At 63.5% G+C, this 23,597-nt stretch carries 22 protein-coding genes, 1 tRNA gene and 1 pseudogene; 11 read left to right on the top strand and 13 right to left on the bottom strand.

Annotated elements, in window-relative coordinates; genetic code table 11:
* Nucleotides 1-70: 70 nt before the first annotated feature.
* From gor to rpiA, 3 genes are all read right to left on the bottom strand, one after another.
* Nucleotides 71-1,462 carry a glutathione-disulfide reductase gene (gene gor / locus NKL06_RS26735; RefSeq protein ID WP_023691326.1) on the bottom strand — a complete coding sequence of 464 codons (1,392 nt, stop codon included), beginning with the start codon at nucleotides 1,460-1,462 and terminating at the stop codon, nucleotides 71-73.
* Nucleotides 1,463-1,586: 124 nt separating this feature from the next.
* Nucleotides 1,587-2,204 carry a DUF2059 domain-containing protein gene (locus NKL06_RS26730; RefSeq protein WP_023668979.1) on the bottom strand — a complete coding sequence of 206 codons (618 nt, stop codon included), beginning with the start codon at nucleotides 2,202-2,204 and terminating at the stop codon, nucleotides 1,587-1,589.
* Complete coding sequence (rpiA, locus tag NKL06_RS26725; RefSeq protein WP_023691327.1) at nucleotides 2,191-2,922, bottom strand: ribose-5-phosphate isomerase RpiA; 732 nt, start codon at nucleotides 2,920-2,922, stop codon at nucleotides 2,191-2,193. The genes NKL06_RS26730 and rpiA overlap by 14 nt, the downstream gene beginning before the upstream one ends.
* Nucleotides 2,923-3,077: 155 nt before the next feature.
* On the opposite strand from rpiA, the gene NKL06_RS26720 reads away from it, so the two are divergent.
* Both NKL06_RS26720 and NKL06_RS26715 read left to right on the top strand, forming a co-directional pair.
* The gene (locus NKL06_RS26720; protein WP_023691328.1) at nucleotides 3,078-3,761 is read left to right on the top strand and encodes a phosphoglycolate phosphatase; all 684 of its coding nucleotides are present in this window, start codon (nucleotides 3,078-3,080) and stop codon (nucleotides 3,759-3,761) included.
* Between the two features lie 128 nt (nucleotides 3,762-3,889).
* Nucleotides 3,890-3,964 (top strand) — tRNA-Val (locus tag NKL06_RS26715).
* A gap of 38 nt (nucleotides 3,965-4,002) precedes the next feature.
* Here the strand turns inward: NKL06_RS26715 and NKL06_RS26710 are convergent.
* The 8 genes and pseudogenes from NKL06_RS26710 to pcaD form a co-directional block, all read right to left on the bottom strand.
* Nucleotides 4,003-4,275, bottom strand: coding sequence for a hypothetical protein (locus NKL06_RS26710; protein WP_023691329.1), 273 nt, complete (start codon nucleotides 4,273-4,275; stop codon nucleotides 4,003-4,005).
* Nucleotides 4,276-4,386: 111 nt separating this feature from the next.
* A complete protein-coding gene (locus tag NKL06_RS26705) occupies nucleotides 4,387-7,056 on the bottom strand; it encodes a DNA/RNA non-specific endonuclease (RefSeq protein ID WP_023691330.1) in 2,670 nt (889 codons plus the stop codon).
* Entirely contained in the window at nucleotides 7,053-8,411 is a 1,359-nt protein-coding gene (locus NKL06_RS26700) for a hypothetical protein (RefSeq protein ID WP_155927156.1), read from the bottom strand. The genes NKL06_RS26705 and NKL06_RS26700 overlap by 4 nt, the downstream gene beginning before the upstream one ends.
* 77 nt (nucleotides 8,412-8,488) lie before the next feature.
* The gene (locus tag NKL06_RS26695; protein WP_023691332.1) at nucleotides 8,489-9,472 is read right to left on the bottom strand and encodes a trypsin-like peptidase domain-containing protein; all 984 of its coding nucleotides are present in this window, start codon (nucleotides 9,470-9,472) and stop codon (nucleotides 8,489-8,491) included.
* Between the two features lie 16 nt (nucleotides 9,473-9,488).
* Nucleotides 9,489-10,835 carry a DNA/RNA non-specific endonuclease gene (locus NKL06_RS26690; protein ID WP_023691333.1) on the bottom strand — a complete coding sequence of 449 codons (1,347 nt, stop codon included), beginning with the start codon at nucleotides 10,833-10,835 and terminating at the stop codon, nucleotides 9,489-9,491.
* Between the two features lie 76 nt (nucleotides 10,836-10,911).
* A pseudogene (locus tag NKL06_RS26685) lies at nucleotides 10,912-11,031 on the bottom strand (protocatechuate 3,4-dioxygenase subunit beta); the annotation flags it as partial.
* Nucleotides 11,021-11,434: a 4-carboxymuconolactone decarboxylase gene (pcaC, locus tag NKL06_RS26680; RefSeq protein ID WP_023691335.1), complete on the bottom strand. Its 414-nt coding sequence runs from the start codon at nucleotides 11,432-11,434 to the stop codon at nucleotides 11,021-11,023. The pseudogene NKL06_RS26685 and the gene pcaC, both read right to left, overlap by 11 nt.
* Nucleotides 11,427-12,236 (bottom strand): 3-oxoadipate enol-lactonase, encoded by an 810-nt coding sequence (gene pcaD, locus NKL06_RS26675; protein WP_023691336.1) that lies wholly within the window; start codon nucleotides 12,234-12,236, stop codon nucleotides 11,427-11,429. The genes pcaC and pcaD overlap by 8 nt, the downstream gene beginning before the upstream one ends.
* Before the next feature lie 92 nt (nucleotides 12,237-12,328).
* Here pcaD and pcaQ point away from each other — a divergent pair, with 92 nt between their 5' ends.
* The 9 genes from pcaQ (at nucleotide 12,329) to NKL06_RS26630 (ending at nucleotide 21,872) form a co-directional block, all read left to right on the top strand.
* The gene (gene pcaQ, locus NKL06_RS26670) at nucleotides 12,329-13,246 is read left to right on the top strand and encodes a pca operon transcription factor PcaQ (RefSeq protein ID WP_023691337.1); all 918 of its coding nucleotides are present in this window, start codon (nucleotides 12,329-12,331) and stop codon (nucleotides 13,244-13,246) included.
* Between the two features lie 276 nt (nucleotides 13,247-13,522).
* The gene (locus NKL06_RS26665; RefSeq protein ID WP_023691338.1) at nucleotides 13,523-14,821 is read left to right on the top strand and encodes an ABC transporter substrate-binding protein; all 1,299 of its coding nucleotides are present in this window, start codon (nucleotides 13,523-13,525) and stop codon (nucleotides 14,819-14,821) included.
* Nucleotides 14,822-14,844: 23 nt separating this feature from the next.
* Complete coding sequence (locus NKL06_RS26660) at nucleotides 14,845-15,585, top strand: ABC transporter ATP-binding protein (RefSeq protein WP_023691339.1); 741 nt, start codon at nucleotides 14,845-14,847, stop codon at nucleotides 15,583-15,585.
* The gene (locus NKL06_RS26655) at nucleotides 15,582-16,310 is read left to right on the top strand and encodes an ABC transporter ATP-binding protein (RefSeq protein WP_023691340.1); all 729 of its coding nucleotides are present in this window, start codon (nucleotides 15,582-15,584) and stop codon (nucleotides 16,308-16,310) included. Before NKL06_RS26660 ends, NKL06_RS26655 begins: the two co-directional genes overlap by 4 nt.
* Nucleotides 16,307-17,203, top strand: coding sequence for a branched-chain amino acid ABC transporter permease (locus NKL06_RS26650; protein WP_023691341.1), 897 nt, complete (start codon nucleotides 16,307-16,309; stop codon nucleotides 17,201-17,203). Before NKL06_RS26655 ends, NKL06_RS26650 begins: the two co-directional genes overlap by 4 nt.
* Entirely contained in the window at nucleotides 17,200-18,264 is a 1,065-nt protein-coding gene (locus NKL06_RS26645; RefSeq protein ID WP_023691342.1) for a branched-chain amino acid ABC transporter permease, read from the top strand. Before NKL06_RS26650 ends, NKL06_RS26645 begins: the two co-directional genes overlap by 4 nt.
* A 2-nt stretch (nucleotides 18,265-18,266) precedes the next feature.
* Nucleotides 18,267-19,052 (top strand): coniferyl-alcohol dehydrogenase, encoded by a 786-nt coding sequence (locus tag NKL06_RS26640; RefSeq protein WP_023691343.1) that lies wholly within the window; start codon nucleotides 18,267-18,269, stop codon nucleotides 19,050-19,052.
* An 89-nt stretch (nucleotides 19,053-19,141) separates the two neighbouring features.
* The gene (locus NKL06_RS26635; protein WP_023691344.1) at nucleotides 19,142-20,587 is read left to right on the top strand and encodes an aldehyde dehydrogenase; all 1,446 of its coding nucleotides are present in this window, start codon (nucleotides 19,142-19,144) and stop codon (nucleotides 20,585-20,587) included.
* 253 nt (nucleotides 20,588-20,840) lie between these two features.
* Nucleotides 20,841-21,872, top strand: coding sequence for a hydroxyacid dehydrogenase (locus tag NKL06_RS26630; RefSeq protein ID WP_023691345.1), 1,032 nt, complete (start codon nucleotides 20,841-20,843; stop codon nucleotides 21,870-21,872).
* 296 nt (nucleotides 21,873-22,168) lie between these two features.
* On the opposite strand, the gene msuE is transcribed toward NKL06_RS26630, so the two are convergent.
* Both msuE and NKL06_RS26620 read right to left on the bottom strand, forming a co-directional pair.
* The gene (gene msuE, locus NKL06_RS26625) at nucleotides 22,169-22,729 is read right to left on the bottom strand and encodes an FMN reductase (protein ID WP_023691346.1); all 561 of its coding nucleotides are present in this window, start codon (nucleotides 22,727-22,729) and stop codon (nucleotides 22,169-22,171) included.
* 133 nt (nucleotides 22,730-22,862) lie between these two features.
* A complete protein-coding gene (locus tag NKL06_RS26620; RefSeq protein ID WP_023691347.1) occupies nucleotides 22,863-23,519 on the bottom strand; it encodes a glutathione S-transferase family protein in 657 nt (218 codons plus the stop codon).
* Between the last annotated feature and the right edge of the window lie 78 nt (nucleotides 23,520-23,597).

Raw genomic sequence — 23,597 nt, 5'->3', positions numbered from 1 at the left:
CTTCAGGCCTCCCATCGCGGTGGCAACAGCGGCTGCCATGGGGGGTTCTTCAAGATCGAGCGCGCGGGCGTCAATCGACCCGCACGCCGTTCTTCACGCGGTAGGTGGGCTTGTACATGGTGACCAGTTCCTCCGCTGCCGTCGGGTGGACGGCCATGGTGCGGTCGAAATCATCCTTGGTGACGCCGGCCTTCAGCGGAATGCCGAGCAACTGCGCCATCTCGCCGGCGTCCGGCCCGAGGATGTGCGCGCCGAGCACTTTTCGCGTGGCGCCATCGACCACCAGCTTCGTCAGCATCTTTTCGTCGCGGCCCGACAGCGTGTGCCGCATCGGCCGGAATGTGGCGCGGTAGATTTCGATATCGGAGTAGCGCTTGACGGCATCGTCCTCGGACAGCCCGACGGTGCCGATCTCCGGCTGTGAGAAGACGGCGGTCGGAATGGTGTCGTGGTCGGGCGCGGTCGGATTGCCCTTGAATGCGGTCTCGATGAAGCACATGGCTTCGTGGATCGCCACAGGCGTCAACTGCACGCGGTTGGTGACGTCGCCGATCGCCCAGATGTTGTCGATGTTGGTGCGGGAATACTGGTCGACAACGATGGCGCCGGTTATGCCGAGCTCGATACCGACGCCTTCCAGGCCCATATTCTCGGTGTTTGGGAGGCGGCCGATGGCGAGCATGACCTGGTCGATCGTCAGCACCTTGCCGCCGGTGACCAACGCATCCAGCCTGCCGTCCGGCCGTTTGCGGACCCATTCCGACACGGCGTGGCAGAGGATCTTGATCCCCTTCTTTTCCATGGTTTCGTGCAGCATGTGCCGCAGGTCCATGTCGAAGCGCGACAGTATCTCCTTGCCGCGATAGACCAGCGTGGTGTCGACGCCCAAGCCATGGAAGATATTGGCGAATTCGACGGCGATGTAGCCTCCGCCCTCGATCATGATCGCCTTCGGCAGTTGCTTGAGGTCGAAAACCTCATTGGAAAAGATGCAATGCTCGTGACCGGGCAACGCCGGGTGCGGCGCCGGCCGGCCGCCGGTGGCGATCAGGATCTGGTCGGCGGTGACGGTGCGGTCATCGCCCAGGAGATGCACGACATGCGGGTCGACCAGCATGGCGCGCGAGTGGAACGTCTCGCCGCCGGCGCCTTTCACGTTCTTTTCGTAAATCGCTTCCAGACGGGCAATCTCGCGGTCCTTGTTGGCGACCAGCGTCGGCCAGTCGAAGCTGGCCTCGGGCACCGTCCAGCCATAGCCGGCGGCGTCGGCAAAATGCTCGGGAAATTGCGAGGCATAGACATAGAGTTTTTTCGGCACGCAGCCACGGATGACGCAGGTGCCGCCATAGCGGTATTCCTCCGCGATGCCGACACGTTTGCCGAGCGCTGCCGCCACGCGCGCCGCCCGAACCCCGCCGGAGCCGCCGCCGATGACGAAGAGATCGTAGTCGTAGCCGGCCATGCTGCTGTTCCTTGCCCCAAGAAATGTTTGAGACAGGTAGGCTGCATGAAGCCAAAAGAAAAGCCCGGTTTCCACCGGGCTTTCTGGTCCAGCGGCAAGGATGCCGGTGGCGAAATCAGACGTCTCAGTTCTTCGGCGCTTCCGGCTGGTCACCGTCTGCGGGCGCATCGCCGTCGGCAGGTGCAGCGCCATCGGCGGGGGCAGTTGCGTTATCCGGCGCAGGCGCGGCCGGAGCAGCGGCCTTCGCGGCGGCTGCCAGCGTTTCGCCGACCTGCTGGGCGAGATCGCGCGCCAGGCCGTTCTGCCAGATGTCGGCGGCCTTGACCAGTTCGCGCGTCACGTTGGGGCCGTTGTCGAGCAGCTTCTTGCCGGCATCGGAATTGTAGAAGGCGGCGATGTCGGTGAGATCCTTCTCGGAGAACACCTTGGCATAGGCCAGCGCTGCTTCCTTCTCCAGATCGGCACGGCGCGAGGCCAGCGCCAGTGCCTTCTCGCTTACGGTCTTGCCGATCAGCTCCTGCATATCAGGGTTCTTCTGGATAAGCTGCTGCTCGAGCGAGGCCGCCGCTTGCGGCAGGATGTTGTCGAACGAGTCGGTCGCGTGGATTGCCGTGACCGCCGCCCGTGCCGCCTTCAGATGCGATTCCGTGATCTCCTGCGAGAACGCCGGGGAAGAGAAGGCGAAAACGGCCGAAGCCGCCAGAACGGCGCAAAGATTGCGAACCCGGTTATGCAACATCATGATCGGTAGAACTCCCTGGTTTTCGGGCGGCATGGACGGTTTGGATGCCGTCGCCGCCGGCGATGATGGCCGCTGACGCCAGCCCGATGAAAAGACCATGCTCGACCACACCAGGAATGGCATGGAGAGCATTCGAAAGCGCTCTTGTATCCGGAATGCGGCCAAAAGATGCATCGAGGATAAAATGGCCGCCGTCTGTAACAAAAGGCTGGCCCCCCGTCATCCTCAATGTAACCGGGCCGGAAAGGCCGAGACTTTTGGCCGCTGCCGCGACCGCGATTTCGGTGGCGCGCAGGCCGAACCGGTTGACTTCGATCGGCAAGGGAAACTGGCCAAGGGTGTCGACCATCTTCGAGCGATCGGCAATGACGATCATGCGCTGAGATGCCGCCGCGACGATCTTCTCGCGCAGCAGCGCGCCGCCGCCGCCCTTGATCAGTGTCAGCGCCGCGTCGATCTCGTCGGCGCCGTCGACGGTAAGGTCGAGCTCGGGCGTTTCCTCAAGCGTCGACAGCGGCACGCCAAGTTCGCGGCAAAGGGCTGCAGTGCGCTCCGACGTCGGCACGCCGATGACGGTCAAGCCCGCGGCGATCTTTTCGGCCAGCAGCCGCACGAATTCGTCGGCCGTCGTCCCGGTGCCGATGCCGATGCGCATGCCGTCGCTGACATGGGCAAGGGCTGCCCGCGCGGCCTCGACTTTCAACTGCCTCGCATCCATGCTCGCCCCAGGGGTTTGGCTTGGTTCTGATTTTTCTGGATGCGCGCTCCTAGCACTTTTGCCCGCAGGGTCAAAGACTTTGGCTCGCACCGGCTTGCCTGAAAGAAGCGCAGCCGCTATCGCCTGCCTGCAATGCATCAGCCACAGGACAGGCCATGACCCAACCGATCATCGTGTTCGACCTCGACGGGACGCTGATCGACACGGCGCCGGATCTGCTCGACAGCCTCAACCACAGCCTTGCCGCCAGCGAGCTTGCCGCTGTCGACGAGGCCGGCTTCCGGCGTTTTGTCGGCCAGGGCGGACGGGTGATGATCGAGCGCGCGCATACCGCGCAGCAGAAATCGCTGGCGGTGGAGGAGCACGACAGGCTGCTGAAGGTGTTCCTCGACCACTACACACTCAACATCCCCGGCAAGTCGCGCCCCTACCCCGGTGTCGTCGAAGCCATCGCCCGCTTCGAGAAGGCCGGCTATCTGCTCGCCATCTGCACCAACAAATATGAGGCGAATTCGAAAGCGCTGATCGAGGCGCTCGGCCTGACAAAGCATTTCGCCGCGATCGCCGGCCAGGACACGTTCGCCTTCCGCAAGCCCGACCCGCGCCATCTGACCGAGACCATCCGGCTCGCCGGCGGCGATCCGCATCATGCGCTGATGGTCGGCGATTCGCAGACCGACATCGACACCGCCAAGGCAGCCGGCATTCCGGTGGTCGCCGTCGATTTCGGCTACACCGACCGCCATGTCAGAGAATTCGAGCCGTCGGCGGTGATTTCGCATTTCGACGCGCTGACGCTCGACCTGGCGGAACGGCTGATTGCAGCTGCGGCCGGCTGAGCGAAACGGGCGATTGCGCGGCAGCGCCTGCCCTCGCCTATTTCAGGCACAGAAGGCCGGCGCATCGCCTTGACTTCACAACCCTGCCTCCCTTATATCGCGGCTCGCTTGGCCTTCGGGCAACGAGCGGGCGATTAGCTCAGCGGGAGAGCACACCCTTCACACGGGTGGGGTCGCAGGTTCAATCCCTGCATCGCCCACCATTTTCTTTCCCTGAACAGCGCACTCCAAGCCAGCACTCCTAGCAGCTGCAACTCGCCCCTTCCCCACCAAAATTCTTCTGCGCGAATTTCAAGGCGCTTGAGTAGCTCGTGTAGCTCTGGAACTGGCAGACATCGGAGCCGTTGCGCACCTTCATCTGCTCGAGATCCCAGAACGAAACCTCGATGTGATCGTTGGCGCAATAGACCGTGTATTTTTCAGGCTCCAGCGCGTTGGCTTTCTGCAGCGGCATGGAGACGGCTGGAATGCAAAGCGCGGAAAGTGCAAGCATGACGGCGTGACGCGTGCGCATGTAAAAACCTCTGGAGTGAGAACAGCCCGTATTTGTCGCGACGATAGTGAGCGGCGCATCGCGGCTTTTTTACGCGCCCTTGTCTTCGCCCCGCTCGGGCCTTCAGTGTTTCTATATGCTGGTCCATATCTCCAATGTGTTGGCCTTGATGATCGGCACCGCACGGGCTGTCACCAGTCGGCCAGCGGCAACCGTGAGGTCGGCGGCCAGCAGTTCGGCGGCGCCACGGTCGGCGTCGTTGTAGGGGTTGTAGCGAACTTCGTTCTTGCCGGCGGCAGCGGCGACACGTTCTTCGCCAGGGTTTGGAATGCCCCAGCCCAAGGCCCGTATTTTTGCGGAAAGCGCCCCGGCGTCCTCGCGCGCCATGCCGGCGAACTGGACGTAAACCGTCTGTGGGCTCTGCTGGATACGCAGCCGGTCCTTCAGCGTGTTGAGTGCGTTGCGATCCTGCTCACCGATAACAGTCTGGCCGTCGGCTGCCGAAAGGGCGAGATCGGCAACCGCCCGGCGCGCGCCGGCAAACACAGCCAGCCAGTCCGGGCGTTCCCACAATTCAGGCGGTACCCCAAGCAGGGTCTCAAGCACGTTGCGGCGCCCCGCCGGTGTCAGCCCGCTTATGCTTTGCAGGCCGGCCATCTCGACGAGAGCCGCGACGATCTTCTGCCGTTCGACCACCGGAAGGTCTGCGTCTTCGAGGACGGCAATCAGGTCACCGCGCAGTGCATCATTTGCGCCGTCGAGCAGCTTGACGCGAGCCGCCAGTTCGTCGGCCGCGGTTCCATTGGGGCCGCGGTTCTTCAGTGAATCCGTCCATTCGATGAGAGGGTCGAAATTGAGGCTCGTGAGCCTTTCAAGCTCGGCAACCGGGAGCCGATACTGCTCGACGTTGAACGCCCCCGTAGCGTCGGCTGGAATGAAGAACGCATCGACCTCAAATTCCGGCTCCCTCACCTCTCCCTTCACGGCCGCCGACACCGAGGACACCGCGAGCTTCCAATAGGCATAAGGGACCGGCACGCCGTCGACCGGCTGGTCCGCGGGCCGGAAGACAGGACCACTGAAGATGGTCACCCGATTGGCGAGCGGATTGTGCTGCGAGCGAACCCAGTTTTCGAGCGGCACCCATCGGCTGCCGTAGAAAGTACGCGGCTGCGGCATCGTGTTTGGCAGGAAAGAGGCATACTGCGCCAGCTTGAGCGCCGCCGTTGCCGGATCGCCGGCGAACTCCGGACCCCAGGCGATGTCGCTGGCACTTGCAAATCGCGCCGCCAGCCAGGGCCGGTCCGCGCGAAAGTACCAGTTGGGACGAGGCTGGTAGTCGACCGACAATCGGCTGTCGGGTTTCAGTCTGCTGGCGGTGAATTGCAGCGGCAACCTCTGCGACCGATCCAGGTTGACGGCCGAATAGATGGCCATGCGATGAGTTCGGCCCATGACCAGCGAGTAGTTGATGTAATCAAGCGGCGGCGCCACGGCGTCGTTGGCCAGGTCGTCGGTTATCCTGGGCAAGCCGATCGTGGCCCCTATGAAATCGACCTTGTATCCCGAAAGAACGTTAGGCTGTTTGTCTATGTCTTTGCCAAGCAGCGGTTCAAGCGCGGCGCGCAGCGGCGCCGGCAATTGGTCGAGCGCGACCTCGCCGCTTTTGACCTGCCCGGCCACCTCGACCAGCACCCCCTGTCGCAAATCGGGCGCCAACTTGTCCAGGGACACGCTGCCGAGTTTGAGCTGTTCGACCACAAGCAAGATCGCGGATCGCAAAGTGGCCTGCGTGGCTTGCTGCTCGGCCAGCGTCTTGGCGGCGTCTTCCGCCTTCTTCTCGGCAACGGCAAGTGCAGCCTCGGCTCGCTGGCGTGCGTCTTCCGTCTTTTCAAGGGCGGTGGAAAGCTTTCCATTGAGCTTTGCGACCTCACTGGCCGTCGTCTCGGCATCCTTGCGCGCGTCAACAGCGTCATTTCTCTGGACGTAGGCGAAATAGGTGGTTGCCCCAAGGATCGCGGCCAGGATGGCAAACAGCGCGATCAATATATTCTTGCTGCGATCGCGCTGCTTCTGGCTGTCGGTCTCCGCCTTGGCGCTCGCCTCGACGAACTCGGCGATGTCCGGCCCCTGCGGCAGCTCCGCCGCCTCCTTCAGCGCTTCGCCGCGCAGGAGATAGCCGGGATAGCCGGTGTTCTTCCATTGCCGCGCCTGGGCGGCCACGCGAATGCGAAAGCGCTCGGTCAGCTCGTCCGAACTCAGTTCGTCGTCCGATGCGAAGCCGTCGCCGGATTCGGCACCGTCTTTGGTCGCGACGGCCATTGATTCAGGAACGGCGATGGCGACCGTTCCTGAATCGTTGATTTCACGCGATGCCGATTCGGAGTCAACCGCGACGGCAATTGGCTCTGTTGTTTCGAGCCCACCGCCACCTGCGAAAAACGCGAGCCGCGCCGGGCTGACGTCGGCTGAGGTGATGCCCGGCCGCGTGACCAGTTCGGCGGACCAATAATCGAGTATGCGCTGCGCCGCGCGCCGGTCGGATTCCCGCGCGATGGTGCTGCCGGCGCGCCGTGCCTTGGCCAGGAAGTCGCGGATGGCCTGCGCATCGGGGGCCGTGTTGTCGATGCTGGCTTCCGTCGTCTCGGCGCCGGCCTTGTCGCTGCGGCTCATCGATGGGTCGACGGCTTCATTGCTGCTGGCGATGCGCATCAGCTCGAGATGTGCGATCCGGATGTCGCTCAGCGAAATAAAATCGGCCGGAGTTTCGGTCTCCGTGCCTGTCGCAAGTTCATCGCTCATGGCCCCAGGTCCTCAATGATCTTGTGCAAAGGCGTGCTGACGCGGACGATCGAGGCGCATTCCGTTTTCAGCGCCAGATCGACCTGGACGAAGCGTTGCTGGGCCTCGTCCCGATAGGCTTCGAAGGCAAGGATGAAGGCGGTATCGACGGTCTCGCGCGATAGCTGGTCGTTGACGTCGGTGGAGTAGTCGACGAGCGTCGCCCGCCACGCTCCAGTGGGGTCGAGGTCGGCAAGAACCTTGACCTTCACTTCCAGGTTTCGCCACAGCGGCGAAAACTGGAACGGCAGCGACTTGTCCGCCGCAGCGCCCCCTTCTATCGGCTCGATCATGTCGGTAAGGCTGGCCAGCTTGTTGTCGATGTCCTGCCATAGCTTGTGCTCGACGACGCGCGCATAGATGGTCGAGGACAGCACCATGATCGCGTCATGCGCGGCCTTGATCAAGGGCACGGACGGCTCTTCTGCAGGAAGTTTGCCGGCTATCGTATCTAGACCGGTGGCCAAAAGTCCGAAGGGCAGGTTCTTTGCCGTGACGAAAATCTGCTGGTTGAGCCGCGACGGCACGACGCGCAGCACGGTGCGCACGTCAAACAGCGCGTCGTAGGCGTCCGGAGACTTGTTATCGATGGCAGCCTGCAACTTGATCGCAGCCGCCTTGAGGTCGTCGAGCCAGGCCTGCTCGATATCGTGAAGCGCCGGCCCCGCCGGCAGTTCCATGACCGACTCTCCGATAGAGACACAGAAGAGCTTCAATATTTTGAGGAAATTGCGCATGACGCGGACCTGCTCCAGGTCGGCCCCCATGTCGCGGGCGGCGACCAGCAGGTTCTGGAAGCTGCCGATGCCATATTGAAAACTCTGCAGATGGTCATGCAGGTCCTTGTAGGTCTTGAGGACATCGATCTGGCTGGTGACATTGGTGAGGCCGTTGTCGGCGGCAAGCGTGGCCTGAATGTCCTTGGACTGCTGGTTGACGGCGTTGAAGCCTGCGAGCGCGGTGTTGACCCGATCGTCGGTCGTCAGGCCGGGCAAGTCGGCCGTCGGTTTCTGGCCCGCGGCGAGTTCGTCCAGATAGGCCTTGAACCGGGCCGCGCACTGCGGATTTTGCGCCACGACGGCAGTCATAAGCGCCTGCGACAGTTTATTGGTCAACGCATAGTCAAGGATGTTGAACCAGACTGTAAGCGCCGCCCCCTGGAGGTTGATGGCGCCAGCGACGATCCCAGCGTCCTTGGTTACCTGCAACCAATCGGGAGGCAATGGGTAGAGATCAGCCAGTTGAAGCCTGAGGTCGAAATAGGCGCTGATCTCTGAACTCCCTGGTGTTTCGTGTGTGGCGTTATAAACCGTCACATCCGAAAAAATTTACATGCCGTAGTCCCAAAATCGCCGCGCATCGAGCTGCGCCATCGGTCTGCATAGCTCACCATCTACACAGGCTTTGCCGCGAGGTCTTGGATGATGGTGTCGATCGCGATGCCTTCGTTGCGATAATATGTGCTTTTGGTAGGCGCGTTGGGCTCGGTGAGCCAGCCTCCGCTGTGATGCAGCGCAATCAGGTTCCAGTCGGTATCGAAGACCGGCGAGCCCGACGAACCCGGCAGTGTGTCGGTGAGATACTGGACGCGGCCGCCGCCGACGAAGGCTACGACATTGGCGACGAACGAAATCTGTTTCTGCGCACCGCCGGGATGCTGGATGATGTTGACATGATCGCCGGCCTTGACGGTCATGGGTTTCAATTCCAACTCGCCCCATTTGGAGGCATCGCCCTTGATGCGGACGGCGGACCAATCATTGTCCTTGGAGGTACGAAGAGGCACGGCGGTGTCGATGTCGAACTGGTCGAGCGGCGCGTCGAGCCCGGCAACGGTGCGCTGATAGTTGAACTGGACCACCGTGCCCGCCAATGAAGCGTCGTCAGGCAAGACATGGTTGTTGGTGATCAGTATCCCGCCGGTGGTCATGAAGCCGGTGCCGGAGCTGCCATCCGCACGCTTGATGCGCACCACCGATCTTGCCCTGACAAGGCCGAGTTCGAGATAGCTGATCGGCACCAGCGTGCTCTTGTCGCCAAGGATTTTTTCGAGCTGGGCCGGCGCCGTCGCGCCGCTCCAATTGGCGGTCGCGGGGCCTTCGACCGGCGGCGGCGGGGCGTGCTGCTTTGCCTGCAGCAGTGCCTGGTCGCCGGGATTCTCATCGAGTGCAAAGGCGACGAGGTCGTCGGCCCTGGTCTCCTGCTTTGCGCGCTGGACAATCGCAAACCAGTTGTTGATCGCCTTGTTGTCAAAGGCGATCTGGGCCGTCGAAAGACCGACACCTTTGGCAACACGCACGCCGTCGCCGATCATCGGGTAAAGGTTGGCGAGGATGCGGTTGAGACTGTTCAGTTCGGATTGCGTCCATTCGGTCATGGGATTCCCTCCGACCCTAAGCCTTCTTCTTCCGCTTGCGTGATCCCGCCCGCATTGCAATTTCGCCGCCACGAACCGTTTCGTACTGGTCGGCGTCGACAATCGATTTGTCGAAGGTGATGCCGGTCATTTCGGAGATTTCGGTTAGCGGGTACATGGCGCCGATGAATTCGTCGGAGACGGCAAACTCCAGCTCCGTGTCCGACAGATCCTGTTCGAGGACGAAGCCATAGCTGGCGAGCCCGTCTGTGACGCGCGCCACGATCACCTTCCAGAAACGGCGCGGCACCGGCGCGCGAAGACTTGTTCCCTTGGGGCCTTTGCCGGCAAAGGTTCGGTCGTCATCGGCGAGCACCGGGCCAGCGAAGACACACAGCCGTTCGCTCGCCGCCTCCGACAGGACGTGGTTCTCAAGATCGCCCCAGTTCTTCTCGCCCCTGTCGGAGCGGTTGTAGCCTTCGACCTGGGGCGAGCAGTTGGTGACATGGAAGGAACAGACATTGCCCCTGAGCAGCAACTCGAAGGTGCTGCCCCAGGCCACGTCATCGCGCCTGACGATATGGCCCTTGTCGAAGGCGCCCTGATCCTGGGTGTAGAAGACGTCGGGGATCTGATACTTGTCGTCGAGCCGCAGATCCGGGAACCAGCGCTCGCTGAACAGGCCGCCGCGCGAATAGTTGCGGCCCTTTTCCGGCTCGCGCAGATTGCTCTCCTCGGTGACGTTGGAGGCGGTGAACAGCGCCAGCCGCCGCTTGGCGTGCATCTTGAGCGAAAAATTCTGGTAGTCGAGTTGCGTGCCGCCGGCCTTGAGCGGCGCCAGCACGGAGAGGTCGGTGGCCTCAGGCATCGGCACAACGACCGGCGCGAGTTTAGTGCCGCCAGAGAGAAATTTCTCGTCGTAGCCCTTATAGCCGGCATAGTCCGCGACCGTTTTGGGAACGAATGCGCCGCCTGGAGGGGTCGACTTGGCCGCTTCGAGCTCGACCGATTCCGTGACCGCTTCATGGGCAGGCGTTGCGCCGAGCGAGACGGTGATGCGCAACGGCACTTCGAAGGTGACGCTGCCGCCCGGCGAAACGACGACGCCTCCGGATGGAGGCGTCTGGGTGGCGACGCCCGGGATCTGCTGGACGCCGCCGACTTCAACCAGGTTTACGCCCTCGGCCGGCGACCCGCTGTCCGCCTTGTTCCACCATGCGCCCCAATCGTTTGGGCCGCCGCTGGCGGCGCCGGCGAAATTGAGGCCGAGGTCGACGACACGCTGGTCCTTGGCCAGCGCGCCGGTCGGCACGGCGTAGTTACGCTCGAGATAGCGGCCGGCGAAATGCAGCGCCACGACCTCGCCGGTGGCGAGGTTGATCATGGCGGTACCGGAGTTGCCGCCAGTGGTCGAGCAATCATGTGTCGCCGCGCTGACGATCTTGCCGAAACTCTCCGTGCGGCGAGCGCAGCACTGACGTCTTGTAGTCGGGCGTCAGCGCCGGCGGATGCCAGCCGCGGTCGCGCTGGAAGAAGGCGCCGCTCTCGGGCCTGCGGTTCGAGCCGGCATCAGCTGGCATGGCCAGCCCTGCTTCCGTCCATTTCCGAAAACACCTCCTTGGCGATCCTGAAGGCGCGGTTGGCGGCCGGCACGCCGGCATAGATCGCGACATGCAGGAACGCTTCGCAGATATCGTCGCGCGTCGCACCGGTGTTGGCGGTGGCGCGCACATGCATGGCGACCTCTTCATCATGGCCAAGGGCGGCCAGCAGTGCCAGCGTCACGATCGAGCGTTCGCGCCTGCTGAAGCCCGGACGCGTCCACACAGTGCCCCAGGCTGCCTCGGTGATCAGCTCCTGGAACGGCCGGTCGAAATCGGTGACGGCATCCTCGCTGCGATCAACATGCGGGTCGCCGAGCACCGAGCGCCTGACGGTCAGCCCGGTCTGGTATCTGGTTTCGTTTTTGGGCAGTTCATCCATGGGTCTGCTTTCTCAGGGGAAGCGCCGCGACGAAATCGCGGATCAGGGTGGTCAGCGCCTTGGGCTGTTCGACGCAAGGGATGTGCGCGGCGTCACGAATGATTTCGAAATGTGCGCCTGGGATCAGATCGGCCAGCCAGCGGACGAGATCCGGCGGCGTCGAGCCGTCCTGGTCGCCAACGACGCAAAGCGTGGGTACCGCGATCCCCTGCGCGGCCTCGGTGAAATCGGCATCGCGCACCGCGGCGCAGGTGCCGATATAGCCGGCAACGGCTTGCCGGGTCATCATGTTCCAGTAGCCGTCGAGCTCGGCGACACGGTCCGCGTGGAAGGCAGGCGTAAACCACATTTTGAGCACGGCATCGGCGATGGCCTGGATGCCTTTGCTTTCGACCGTTTCGATGCGGGTGTTCCAGCTGTCGGCAGTGCCGATCTTGTGGGCGGTGTCGCACAGGATGAGGCCGTCGACGATTTCGGGGCGCCGGGCATAAAACCCTTGCGCAATCAGGCCGCCCACCGACAGGCCGCACAGCACCGCATTGTTCAGTTCGAAATGATCGATCAGGCCCGACAGATCATCGACATGCTCGTCGATCGAGCTGACGCCACCAATGTCGGACAGGCCATGGCCGCGCTTGTCGTAGACCAACGCAGGCATTTCACCACCCAGTTCGGACAACACCTCGTCCCAGATGCGGAAGTCGGTGCCCAGCGAATTGATGAACACGATCGGCCGCGCATTTCCCTTCGCCTTGATGTGGCGATGGTGCAGCGTGATGCCGCCAATGTTGACGAATGGCACGATTTCGATCCTCCGTGTTCACATTGCACAAGGCATTTGGTTTGGTAAAATGATATTTTACGCCGTTTCGTTAACTGCTAGGTTATGAGAACATGTCCGAAAGCCGCATAAGGTTCCGTCACCTGCAGGCATTCCTTGAGGTAGCGCGGCAAGGCAGCGTCGCGAGGGCGGCCGACTTTCTCCATGTCAGCACACCGGCCGTGACCAAGACGCTGCGCGAACTGGAGGAGGCGCTTGGCATCGCTGTCGTCGAACGCGACGGCCGCGGCATCAGGGTGACGCGGCTTGGCGAAATCTTTCTCGGCCATGCCGGCACGGCGATCACGGCACTGAAGCGCGGCGTCGATTCCGTCCGCCAGGACGGCGCCATCAACCGGCATCCGATCCGCATCGGGGCGCTCCCGACAGTGTCGGCCAAGGTGATGCCACGCGCCATAAGCCTGTTCCTGAGTGAAAATACCGGTGCTGCGATCAAGATCGTCACCGGCGAGAACGCGGTCCTGCTGGAACAGTTGCGCGTCGGTGCGCTCGATCTCGTCGTCGGCCGGCTTGCGGCGCCGGAAAACATGACCGGCTTCTTCTTCGAGCATCTCTATTCCGAACCGGTGCTGTTCGTGGTGAGGGCCGGCCATCCGCTGCTGCAGCCGGGCCAGGACATCTTCGCCCGGCTCGATGAATTTCCGGTGCTGATGCCGACGCGGGAATCGGTCATCCGCCCGTTCGTCGACCGCCTGTTCATCACCAACGGCATGACGGCGCCTGCGACCGAGATCGAGACCGTCTCGGATTCCTTCGGCCGTGCCTTCCTGCGCCAAAGCAACGCGGTCTGGATCATATCGACAGGCGTCGTCGCCAACGAACTCTCCAGCGGCGCCTTCGTCGCCTTGCCCGTCAACACCGAGGAAACCAAAGGGCCGGTCGGCCTGACGATGCGGACCGACACTGCGCCTTCGCCGGCCTTCACCATCCTGCTGCAGACCATTCGCGAGGCGGCCAGCCAGAACGCCTGAGCACCTTTCGCCAATCTGGCGCAGAGCGGGCCTTCAGCCGTATTTCCATAACCTGTTGGTTAACGAAACACCGCAAAATATCATTTTACCAAACCAAACACCTAGGGCACTGTGACGATGGGAGGATCGAAATCGTGCCGTTATCGGCATTGGCGGCGTTCCGCTGCCGCCTCAAGGCCTGCCGGGGCGATCTCCGATCTTAAGAACGGGCGGCATCGATTTTGAGCAGGCCGGCGGTGACCTCCAGGTGCCGTCAGGAAAGGGAGGAATACCAGCATGACCTCAAGCAAATCCGGCGTCTCGCGGCGCCAGTTCATCGCCACATCGCTCGCCGGCGGCGCGGCACTTGCGCTCAGCCGCGGCCAGGCATTCGCGCAGGCCGCCGACACGCTGAAGGTCGGCTTTGTCAGCCCGCGCACCGGGCCGCTCGCCGGCTTCGGCCAGACCGACGGCTATGTGCTCGATCTCGCCCGCAAGGCGCTCGCCAACGGCCTCGACATCGGCGGCAAGAAATACAGTGTCGAGATCATCGACCAGGACACGCAATCCGACCCGTCGCGCGCCGGCCAGCTCGCCAAGGACCTCATCAACAACCAGGCCGTCGACCTGATGCTGGCGGTGTCGACGCCGGAGGTGATCAACCCGGTCGCCGACGCCTGCGAAGCCGCCGGCGTGCCTTGCCTCTCCACCGTCATGCCGTGGGAGGCCTGGTATTTCGGCCGCGGCGCCAAGCCCGGCGAACCCTCGCCGTTCAAATGGACCTATCATTTCGGCTTCGGCGTCGACGAGTTCTTCCGGACCTACATCTCGCAATGGAACCTGATCGAGACCAACAAGAAGGTCGGCGTCATGTATCCCAACGACGCAGACGGCAATGCCATCCGCACCCATCTGGCGCCGTTGCTGGCAAAGCAGGGTTTCACCATCGTCGATCCCGGCGCCTACGAGACCGGCACCACCGACTATTCCTCGCAGATCGCGCTGTTCAAGCAGGAAGGCGTCGAGATCTTCAACTCCTTCCCGATCCCGCCGGACTTCGCCGCCTTCTGGCGTCAGGCTGCACAGCAAGGCCTGATCAAGCAGATCAAGATCTGCCAGGTCGCCAAGACCGGATTGTTCCCGTCCGACATCGAGGCGCTGGGCGATCTCGGCAACAAGATTTCGAGCGCCGCTTACTGGCACAAGGCCTTTCCCTACAAGTCGCCGCTGACCGGCGTTTCGGGAATCGAACTGGCCGACGGTTATGAGGCCGCCAGCGGCAAGCAGTGGACGCAGCAGCTCGGCGCCTCGATGTCGCTGCTCGACGCCGGCTTCGAGGCGCTGAAGGCAAGCACCGACGCCAAGGACAAGGCGGCCGTCGCCAAGGCGCTGAGCACGCTCAACACCGAGACCATGATCGGCAAGGTCGACTTCACCAGCGGCCCGGTCGCCAATGTCTCTCCCGGCCCGATCATCGGCACCCAATGGGTGGCGGCCAAGGAAGGCGGCAAATTCCCGCTCGACTACGTCGTGACCGAGAACGCCACCGACCCGAAGGTTCCGGTCGAGGCCAAGCTCCAGCCGTATAACAGCTGACGGTCGGTTACGGGGATCGCATCGTGAACGGTTCAGCAAACGCCGCGATCCTCCGCGCTGCCGGCATCCAGAAACGCTTCGGCGCGCTGGTGGTGCTCGACGATGTCGACTTCGCCATGAATGCCGATGAGGCCGTCGGCATCGTCGGCCCGAACGGCGCCGGCAAGACGACGCTGCTCAGCATCTTGTCAGGCGCCTTCCCGCCGAGCGCCGGCACGGTCGCCTTCAAGGGTGGCGATGTGACCGCGATGCCGGCTACAGCGCGCTGTCGTCTCGGCTTGGTGCGCACGCACCAGGTGCCCAAGCCGTTCAGCGGCATGACCACGTTCGAGAACGTTTTTGTTGCCGCGTCGCATGGCGCCGGTCTCGCCCGCGACGAGGCCTATGAAGAGGCGCTGGAGTCGCTGAAACTGTGCGGCATGATGGGCGTGGCCAACCGGCGCGCCGAAACGCTCGGCCTGCTCGACCGCAAGCGGCTGGAACTTGCCCGCGCGCTCGCGGCAAGGCCTACGCTGCTTCTGCTCGACGAGATCGGCGGCGGACTGACCGATGGCGAGGCGAGCGAACTTGTCGATACCATCAAGGAATTGCGCCGCCGCAAGATCGGCATCGTCTGGATCGAGCACATCGTCCACATCCTGCTGCAGGTGGCAGAGCGGCTGATCTGTATGGACGCCGGCAAGATCATCGCCGATGGCGAGCCGCAAGCGGTGATGGCCGACCCGGAAGTCGTGCGCGCCTATCTCGGCGGAGGCCCGAAATGAGCCTGCTCGCAATCGAGAATCTGGTCGTCCGCCATGGCCTGTTGCAGGCGGTGCGCGGTGTGAGCTTTACGATCGAGCGCGGCGAAACGCTGGCGCTGGTCGGCGCCAACGGCGCCGGCAAGACGACGCTGCTGCGGGCGATCGCCGGCGCCCATGAGCCGACGGCCGGCCGCGTGCTGCTGAATGGCGCCGATATCACCGGCGTTCCCTCGCACAAGCGCGTCGGCATGGGCGTCGCGCTGGTGCCGGAAGGGCGAAAACTGTTCGTGCAAATGACGGTCGAGGAGAACCTCCTGCTTGGCAAGACCGCCGGCCGTCCCGGCGACTGGAGCGTGGAACGAGTGCTCGACACGTTCCCCAATCTGAAGCCGCGCCGCCATGCCAAGACCGGGCATCTCTCCGGTGGCGAGCAGCAGGCCACCGCCATCGGCCGCGCTTTGATGAGCAATCCCGAACTGCTGCTGCTCGACGAGGTCTCGCTCGGCCTGTCGCCGCTGGTGGTCGATCGCGTATACGCTTCGCGGCAAGGCCTGATCAGCTCCGGCACGACGATCATCCTGGTCGAACAGGACCTCAATCGCGCGCTCTCGGTCTCGGACAAGGTCATCTGCATGCTCGAAGGACGCGTCGCGCTGGAAGGCCCGAGCAAGGGCATGTCCCGCGATGAAGTGACGAAAGCCTATTTCGGTCTGCACAGAAAAAGCGCCGGGAGTGTGCCGGCATGAGCAACCAGATCGTCCAGGGCATCCTGCTCGGCGGCTACTACGCGCTTATCGCCTGCGGCCTCTCCTTCATGTTTTCGGTGATGCGCATAATCAACCTCGCGCATGGCAGCCTGGCCGTGTTTTCCGCCTACGCGCTGTGGTGGCTCGCCTCGCAATTCCATATCTCGCCCTTCGTCGGCCTGCTCATCGTGCTGCCGCTGATGGCGGCCATCGGCTGGGCGCTGCAGCGCTTCCTACTCGAGCGCAGCGCCCGTGGAGGCGCGCTGCTGCCGATCCTGACCACGTTCGGCCTCGCCATCGTCATCGACAATGCGCTGTTCGAGCAGTTCGGCGCCGACACACGTTCGCTGGCGCCCTATATCGGCAGCCTCTCCTACGATTCCTGGGAATGGCCGGGCAGCATCTATGTCGGCAAGCTTGCCGTGATCATGTTCGCCGCCGCCGTCATATTGCTTGGCGGACTGCAGCTGTTCCTTACCAACACCAGGCTTGGCCGCTCGATCCGCGCCACGTCGGAAGATCCCGACACGGCCGGTCTCGTCGGCGTCGATGCGCGCCGCGCCAACGCCCTCGCGGCCGCCATCGCCATGGTCACGGTCGGTCTTGCCGGTGCCTTCCTCGGCATGCGCGCCACCTTCGATCCCTATACCGGCGCACCTCAATTGCTGTTCGCTTTCGAGGCGGCGGTGATCGGCGGCGCCGGTTCGCTGTGGGGCACGCTTGTCGGCGGCATCGTGCTGGCGCTCGCCCAGACGCTCGGCGCGCAGGTGCATCCGCAAGGCTTCCTCATCGGCGGCCATGTCGCCTTCCTGATCGTGTTGTTCATCCGGCTCTCCACGTCCGGCCTTGGCCTGTGGGGCCTGGTGCGCCTGCCCGCGAGGAAGACGATATGAGCGCGGTTTCGGCCTCCCCCGTGATCGAGCGCGGCACAGCTGCTTCGCGTATCTCGGCGATCGCGGTCGTCGTCATCATCGCGCTGCTCGCCGTTGCGCCGCACTTCCTGTCGGCCGGCGCGGTCGACCGCATGACGGCCTTGTTCATCTATGTGATCCTGGCGGCGATGTGGAACGCGTTGGCCGGCTTCGGCGGGCTGGTTTCGGTGGGACAGCAAGTGTTCTTCGGCCTCGGCGCCTATTTCACCATCCGCCTGGCCGATGCCGGCCTCAACCCGTTCGCTTCGCTGTTCGTCTCCGCGATCATTGTCGGCGCGATCTCCTGGCCGATGTCGCTGTTCATGCTGCGGCTCAGGAACGGCGAGTTCGCCATCGGCATGTGGGTGATCGCGGCGCTCACCCATCTCCTGGTCAATCTCGACCGGCTGGTGCAAGGCGAGACCGGGACGTCGCTGATCTCGCTCAACGTCTATGACGCCGGTTCCAGGCGGGCGACGATCTACTGGCTGGCGCTGGCCGCGATGACGGCGCTGCTCGCCACCCTGTTTAGCCTGCTGCGCGGCAGCACGGGTGCGGCCATCCGCGCCATCAGGGACAATGAGGAGGCCGCGGCATCGGTCGGCGTGCGCGTCACCGGAACCAAGCGGCTGCTCTTCGTGCTCGCCGCCTTCGGCATCGGCATGGCCGGCGCGCTGTGGTTGGCCACGTCGATCACCTTCCAGCCGAAAACCTACTTCAACGTCCAGTGGACCGCCTACATGATCTTCATGGTGCTGGTCGGCGGCATCGGCACCTTCGAGGGCGCCATTCTGGGTGCGCTGCTGTTCTTCGTCATCGAGACCTGGTTCGGCGGCACCGGCGTCTGGTATCTGATCGGCCTCGGCGCCACGGCGGTGCTGTTCTCGCTGTTCCTGCCGCGCGGCGTGTGGGGAACGCTGGAGGAGCGCTTTGGCCTGCGCCTGCTACCGGTCGGCTACCGGGTCAGGCTGCCGGCAAACGCCGGCGATAGTGACGCGACGCCTTCGCCGCAACAGGCCGCAACGCATAGTGAAAAGGCGTGACCATGCTGTTCGGCAAGACCATCCTCATCACCGGTGTCGCCTCTGGTATCGGCGCTCGCACGGCCGAACTTGCCGGCCAACTGGGCGCTGACGTGATCGGCGTCGATATGCGTGAACCGGCAGCATCGGCCGGCAGTTTCGTCAAGGCTGACATCGCATCCAAGGCCGGCGTCGACGATCTCCTCGGGCGCCTGCCGCAGCGCATCGATGCGCTCTGCAATGTCGCCGGCCTCCCCGGCAACACCGGTGCGGTGTCGACACTGGCCGTCAACTTCTACGGCCTGCGCGCGCTCTCGGAAGACCTCGCACCAAGACTTCGTGAAGGCGGCACCGTAGTCAACGTCGCCTCGATCGCCGGCTATGGCTGGCGCGCCAATCTCAACCGCGCGGCATCGATGGTCGGCATCGAAGGCTTTCCCGATGTGGCGGAGGTGGTCGCCGACCATCAGGTGAAGAACGAGGAAGGCTATTCCGTTTCCAAGGAGCTGCTGCTTTTGTGGACGCAGAGCGCCGCGCATCAGGACCTGTTCAGGAGCCGCGGTATCCGCGTCAATGCAGTGAGCCCCGGCCCGGTCGAGACGCCGATCCTCAAACAGTTCCGCAATGTGCTGGGCGACGCCCGCGTCGATAGCGACATCGCCCGTAGCGGCCGCGCCGGCACATCGGGCGACATCGCGCCTGTCGTGCTGTTCCTGTGCTCGGACGGCGCACGCTGGGTTAACGGCGCCAATGTGCCGGTTGACGGTGGGCTTGAAGCATCGATCAATGCCGAGGTGCTCGGCTTCTAGACCATCATCCCGAAAAGTGGGAGCCGATGTTCGGATAAGATCGTGGTCAATATAGAAAAGACGCTCCACGGCGAGCGAGGGAGAGAACAATGGACATCGGACTTCTGATCGACGGCGATAAAAGGGATGCCTCCGGCTCAGCCTCTTACGAGCGCATGGACCCGTTCACCGGCAAGCTGGCGACCCGCGCTGCCGCAGCCAGCATCGCCGACGCCAATGCCGCGGTCCAAGCCGCTGCTGCCGCTTTCAAGACGTGGTCGAAGACCGGTCCGGGCGAGCGCCGCGCTTTGCTGTCCAAGGCGGCCGATGTCATGGACTCCAAGGTCGGCGAATTCACCAAGTTGATGATGGAAGAAACCGGCGCGACCGGCCCCTGGGCCGGCTTCAACGTCATGCTCGCCGCCAAAATGCTGCGCGAGGCAGCCGCCATGACGACCCAGATTTCGGGCGAGGTCATCCCCTCCGACAAGCCCGGCACGCTCGCCATGGCGATCCGCCAGCCGGCCGGCGTCTGCCTCGGCATCGCGCCGTGGAATGCACCGGTTATCCTCGGTACCCGTGCCATCGCCATGCCGATCGCCTGCGGCAACACGGTTGTGCTGAAAGCCTCCGAAATGTGCCCGGGCACGCACCGGCTGATCGGCCAGGTGCTGGTCGAGGCGGGCCTGCCCAAGGGCGTCATCAATGTCGTCACCAATGACCCCAAGGACGCAGCGGCAATCGTCGAAACACTGGTCGCGCACCCGGCCGTAAGGCGTGTCAACTTCACCGGCTCGACCAAGGTCGGCAGGATCATTGCCGAACTCGCCGGCCGTCACTTGAAGCCGGCGCTGCTCGAACTCGGCGGCAAGGCGCCGCTGGTCGTGCTCGACGATGCCGACATTGACGCCGCGGTCAATGCGGCGACCTTCGGCGCCTACATGCATCAGGGCCAGATCTGCATGTCGACCGAGCGCCTGGTCGTCGATGAAAAGGTCGCCGACGAGTTCGTCGCCAAGCTCGCCGCCCGCGCGGCGCAGCTGCCTGCCGGTGACCCGCGCGGCCATGTCGTGCTCGGTTCGCTGATCAGCGACCAAGCCGCCGACAAGATGGAAGAACTGGTTGCCGACGCCGTCGCCAAGGGCGCCAGGCTCGTGGCCGGCGGCAAGCGCACCGGAACCGTGGTCGAGGCGACATTGCTCGACCACGTGACGCCAGCGATGCGCGTCTATTCGGAAGAATCCTTCGGCCCGGTCAAGCCGGTGATCCGCGTCAAGGGCGAGGACGAAGCGGTATGTGTCGCCAACGATACCGAATACGGCCTGTCTTCAGCCGTGTTCAGCCGCGACATCCGCCGTGCCATGGCGGTTGCCGCGCGCATCGAAGCCGGTATCTGCCACATCAACGGCCCGACCGTCGGCGACGAGGCGCAAATGCCGTTCGGCGGCGTCAAGGGTTCAGGCTACGGCCGCTTCGGCGGCAAGGCCTCGATTGCCGAGTTCACCGACCTGCGCTGGCTGACCATCGAGGATCCGGGGCAGCACTATCCGTTTTGACTCCACCTTCTCTCACAGGGGAGAAGGAAAGGAGCCCTCAGGGCCGTTGCCTGGCGAGCCAACGGATTCCCGCATCAAAACCCGGCAAGGCTCGAGCCACGCGATCGGCGGCCCCTCCCGGAGTTGTAAATCGTTTAATCGTGGGTATTTTACCCCTCAAGCACATGCCGCCGGACGGCGGCAAGCGGTTTTGGGGACTACCACAAGTGCAAAGCAAAATACGCGATACGGATCGCGCCGGGGAGGAATCGTTATGCCAAACAAGGCCCTGCCGCTGGTCATCAGCGCGCCGGAACCACGCACGCTCGACCTGATCTTCACCTCACCGCAGCTGGCGCGCCTCAAAGCGCATTACCGCGTCGTCGAGACGACGGCCGAGGGCGTGGCGAACTTGCCCGCCGACGTGCTTGCCGAAGCCCGCTTTATTATCGGCCAGCCGCCGATCTCGCCCGAGACCTTGGACCGGATGCAGGCGCTGCGTTGCGTCTTCAATGTCGAGACCAACCTCATCAACAACATGCCCTATGAGACGCTGTTTGCGCGCGGCATCCATGTCGTCACCACCGGCCTCGTCTTCGCCGAGCCGGTGGCCGAGCTTGGCCTCGCCATGGCGCTCAACCTCGCCCGCAACATCGTCGATGCTGACCTCGCCTTCCGCAAAGGCGAGGAGCTGTGGGGCGGTGACGGCAATTTGACGGCGCGGCTTCTGTCCGGCGCCGATGTCGGCATCATCGGCTTCGGCGATCTCGGCCGTGCGCTCAACCGACTGCTGTCGGGTTTTCGCACCCGCACCAAGGTCTTCGACCCTTGGCTGCCGCCGTCGATCCTGATCGACAATGGCGTCGAGCCGGCCTCGCTGGACGAGGTGCTGACATCAAGCGATTTCGTCTTCGTCGTCGCTTCGGTGACCTCGGAGAACCAGGGTTTCCTCGGCGCTGAGGCCTTTGCAAGTATGCGCAAGGGCGCCGCCTTCATCCTGCTCAGCCGCGCCGGCGTCGTCGACTTCCCTGCCCTGATGGCGGCGGTGAAAAGCGGCCACATCGTCGCCGCCAGCGATGTCTTCCCTGAAGAACCGCTGGCGCAGGACCATCCGGTCCGTGCGATCCCCGGCTTCCTGCGCTCCGCCCACCGCGCCGGCGCGCTCGACATCGCCTTCAAGCGCATGGGCGACATGGTTCTGGAAGACATGGACCTGATCGACCGCGGCCTGCCGCCTCTGCGCTCCAAGCGCGCCGAGCGCGAGACGGTGTCAAGGATGCGTTCGAAGCCGGCGGACAGGAACTAGTTGTCGCGAGAAATCCGCCTGAGATGGATTTCGCAGTTGGCCAAAACCCCTTTGTCATCGCCGCTCAGGATGACCGGGAACCTTTGACCGGTATTGGCGTTTTTCAGCCCGGATCGCTCCCATTCGATCCAGACCCTACTATCGATACCAGGCCTAGCCGGCGGGGTATTGATTTTGAAGGCAATCGGGCTGTGGGAGGCTTGGCCTACTCCAAGGAGGCTCGTCACGATTCGCGTCGCTGGCGGGCCTTTTTATTCACTCCCGAGCAAAGCCGGAGGCGGCCTGCCCGCCTCGCTCTATCCGGCAGCAACGCCGGCTGGCGAGCGATTGGCCAGCACCAGCCCGACCTCGCCGACAACCTGCTCGACGCGCTTCAGGATGGGTTCGGCCCGCAGCACGCCGTCGGAAAAGTCCTTGTCCGTGGCATAGACCCCTGTCGGCAGCGTCAGCGCCTCGAAGAAGCCGAACAACGGCCGCAACTGGTGCTCGACGATCAACGCGTGGCGATCATTGCCGCCGGTGGCAAGCAGCACCACCGGCTTGCCGCGCAAAGCGGCGGGATCGAACAGATCGAAGAAGTGCTTGAACAGGCCGGTGTAACTGCCCTTGTAGGTCGGTGACCCCACCACCAGCACATCGGCATTGACGACGCTGTCGAAGATTGCCCGGGCCTGGCCGTCGAGATCGCGCGCCCATTTGGCAGCGCCGAGCGACGGGCCGAGGTCTTCGATGTCATAGGTGCTCGCCGACCGGCCATGCTGGCGCGCAATATCCCTGACGACCTGGTCGACAAAACCACGCGTCTTGGACGGCCTGGTGAAATTGCCGGAAAACCCGACGACGGTTGGATTGGGCATATTCTGGCACCTCCTGCGCGGCGGGCAGGCCCGCTTCATACCGCATGTTTACAGGCTTGCGCCTGCAGCAAGAAGCAAATGACTGACCTTGCAGCACCATAGTGAGGAATTTTTTTCCGTTTGCCCGCTCGTCTCAGGCCGCGAGAAGCCGGCCATAGGATTCCAGATAGAAGCCGGTTGACCTGGCGCAGGTCCGCACCGCCTCCCTGGCAGCAACCATTTCCTGCCAGCGTAGCAGGCGCTCGCATTCGGCCGGCATGGCAAAGCCCAGATATTTCTCAAGCACGCACAGCTGTTCGAACCAGGGATAGAAGGCGACGTCGGCGGCGCTGAATTCCGAGCCCAGCAAAAACCGTTCGTCCGCCCCTCGCCTCGCAAAGGCATGCTGTTCCACAAAGCGCAGGGCGTCGGCAAGCTGGGCCTTGATCCGCTCATGAACCATAGCGTCGGAACTGTGCATCATGGTTGCCGTCCTGGCGTAAAGCTGCGTGTCGGCGAAGCTGATCCAGATGCGCGCCTCAGCGCGGGCATGAGCATCCCTGGGGAAAATCGGCCGTTCGGGGAATGCATCATCGAGATATTCGCAGATGATCGCCGACTCCCTGACATATTGCCCCTGATGGCGCAGCAGCGGCACCTTTCCCGTCGGCGTGAGTTTCAGGAACCACGCCGGCTTGTTGCGCAGATCGATTTCGATTTCCGTCGCCTGCAGGCCTTTCTCGGCAAGGGCGAGCCTGACACGGTGCGCATAGGGACAAAGCTGCGCGACAAAAAGCTCGATTGGCGGCATGAATAACTCCTGAGTTTCGTTATCGCCGACAAGCGGCCTGTCGGGCATAGCTAGGTCCAGTAAGGCCGGCGCGCTATT

The sequence above is a fragment of the Mesorhizobium sp. C268A genome (assembly GCF_040324475.1).
Classification (GTDB): Bacteria; Pseudomonadota; Alphaproteobacteria; order Rhizobiales; family Rhizobiaceae; genus Mesorhizobium.
This window is presented reverse-complemented; position numbering and strand designations above follow the sequence as displayed.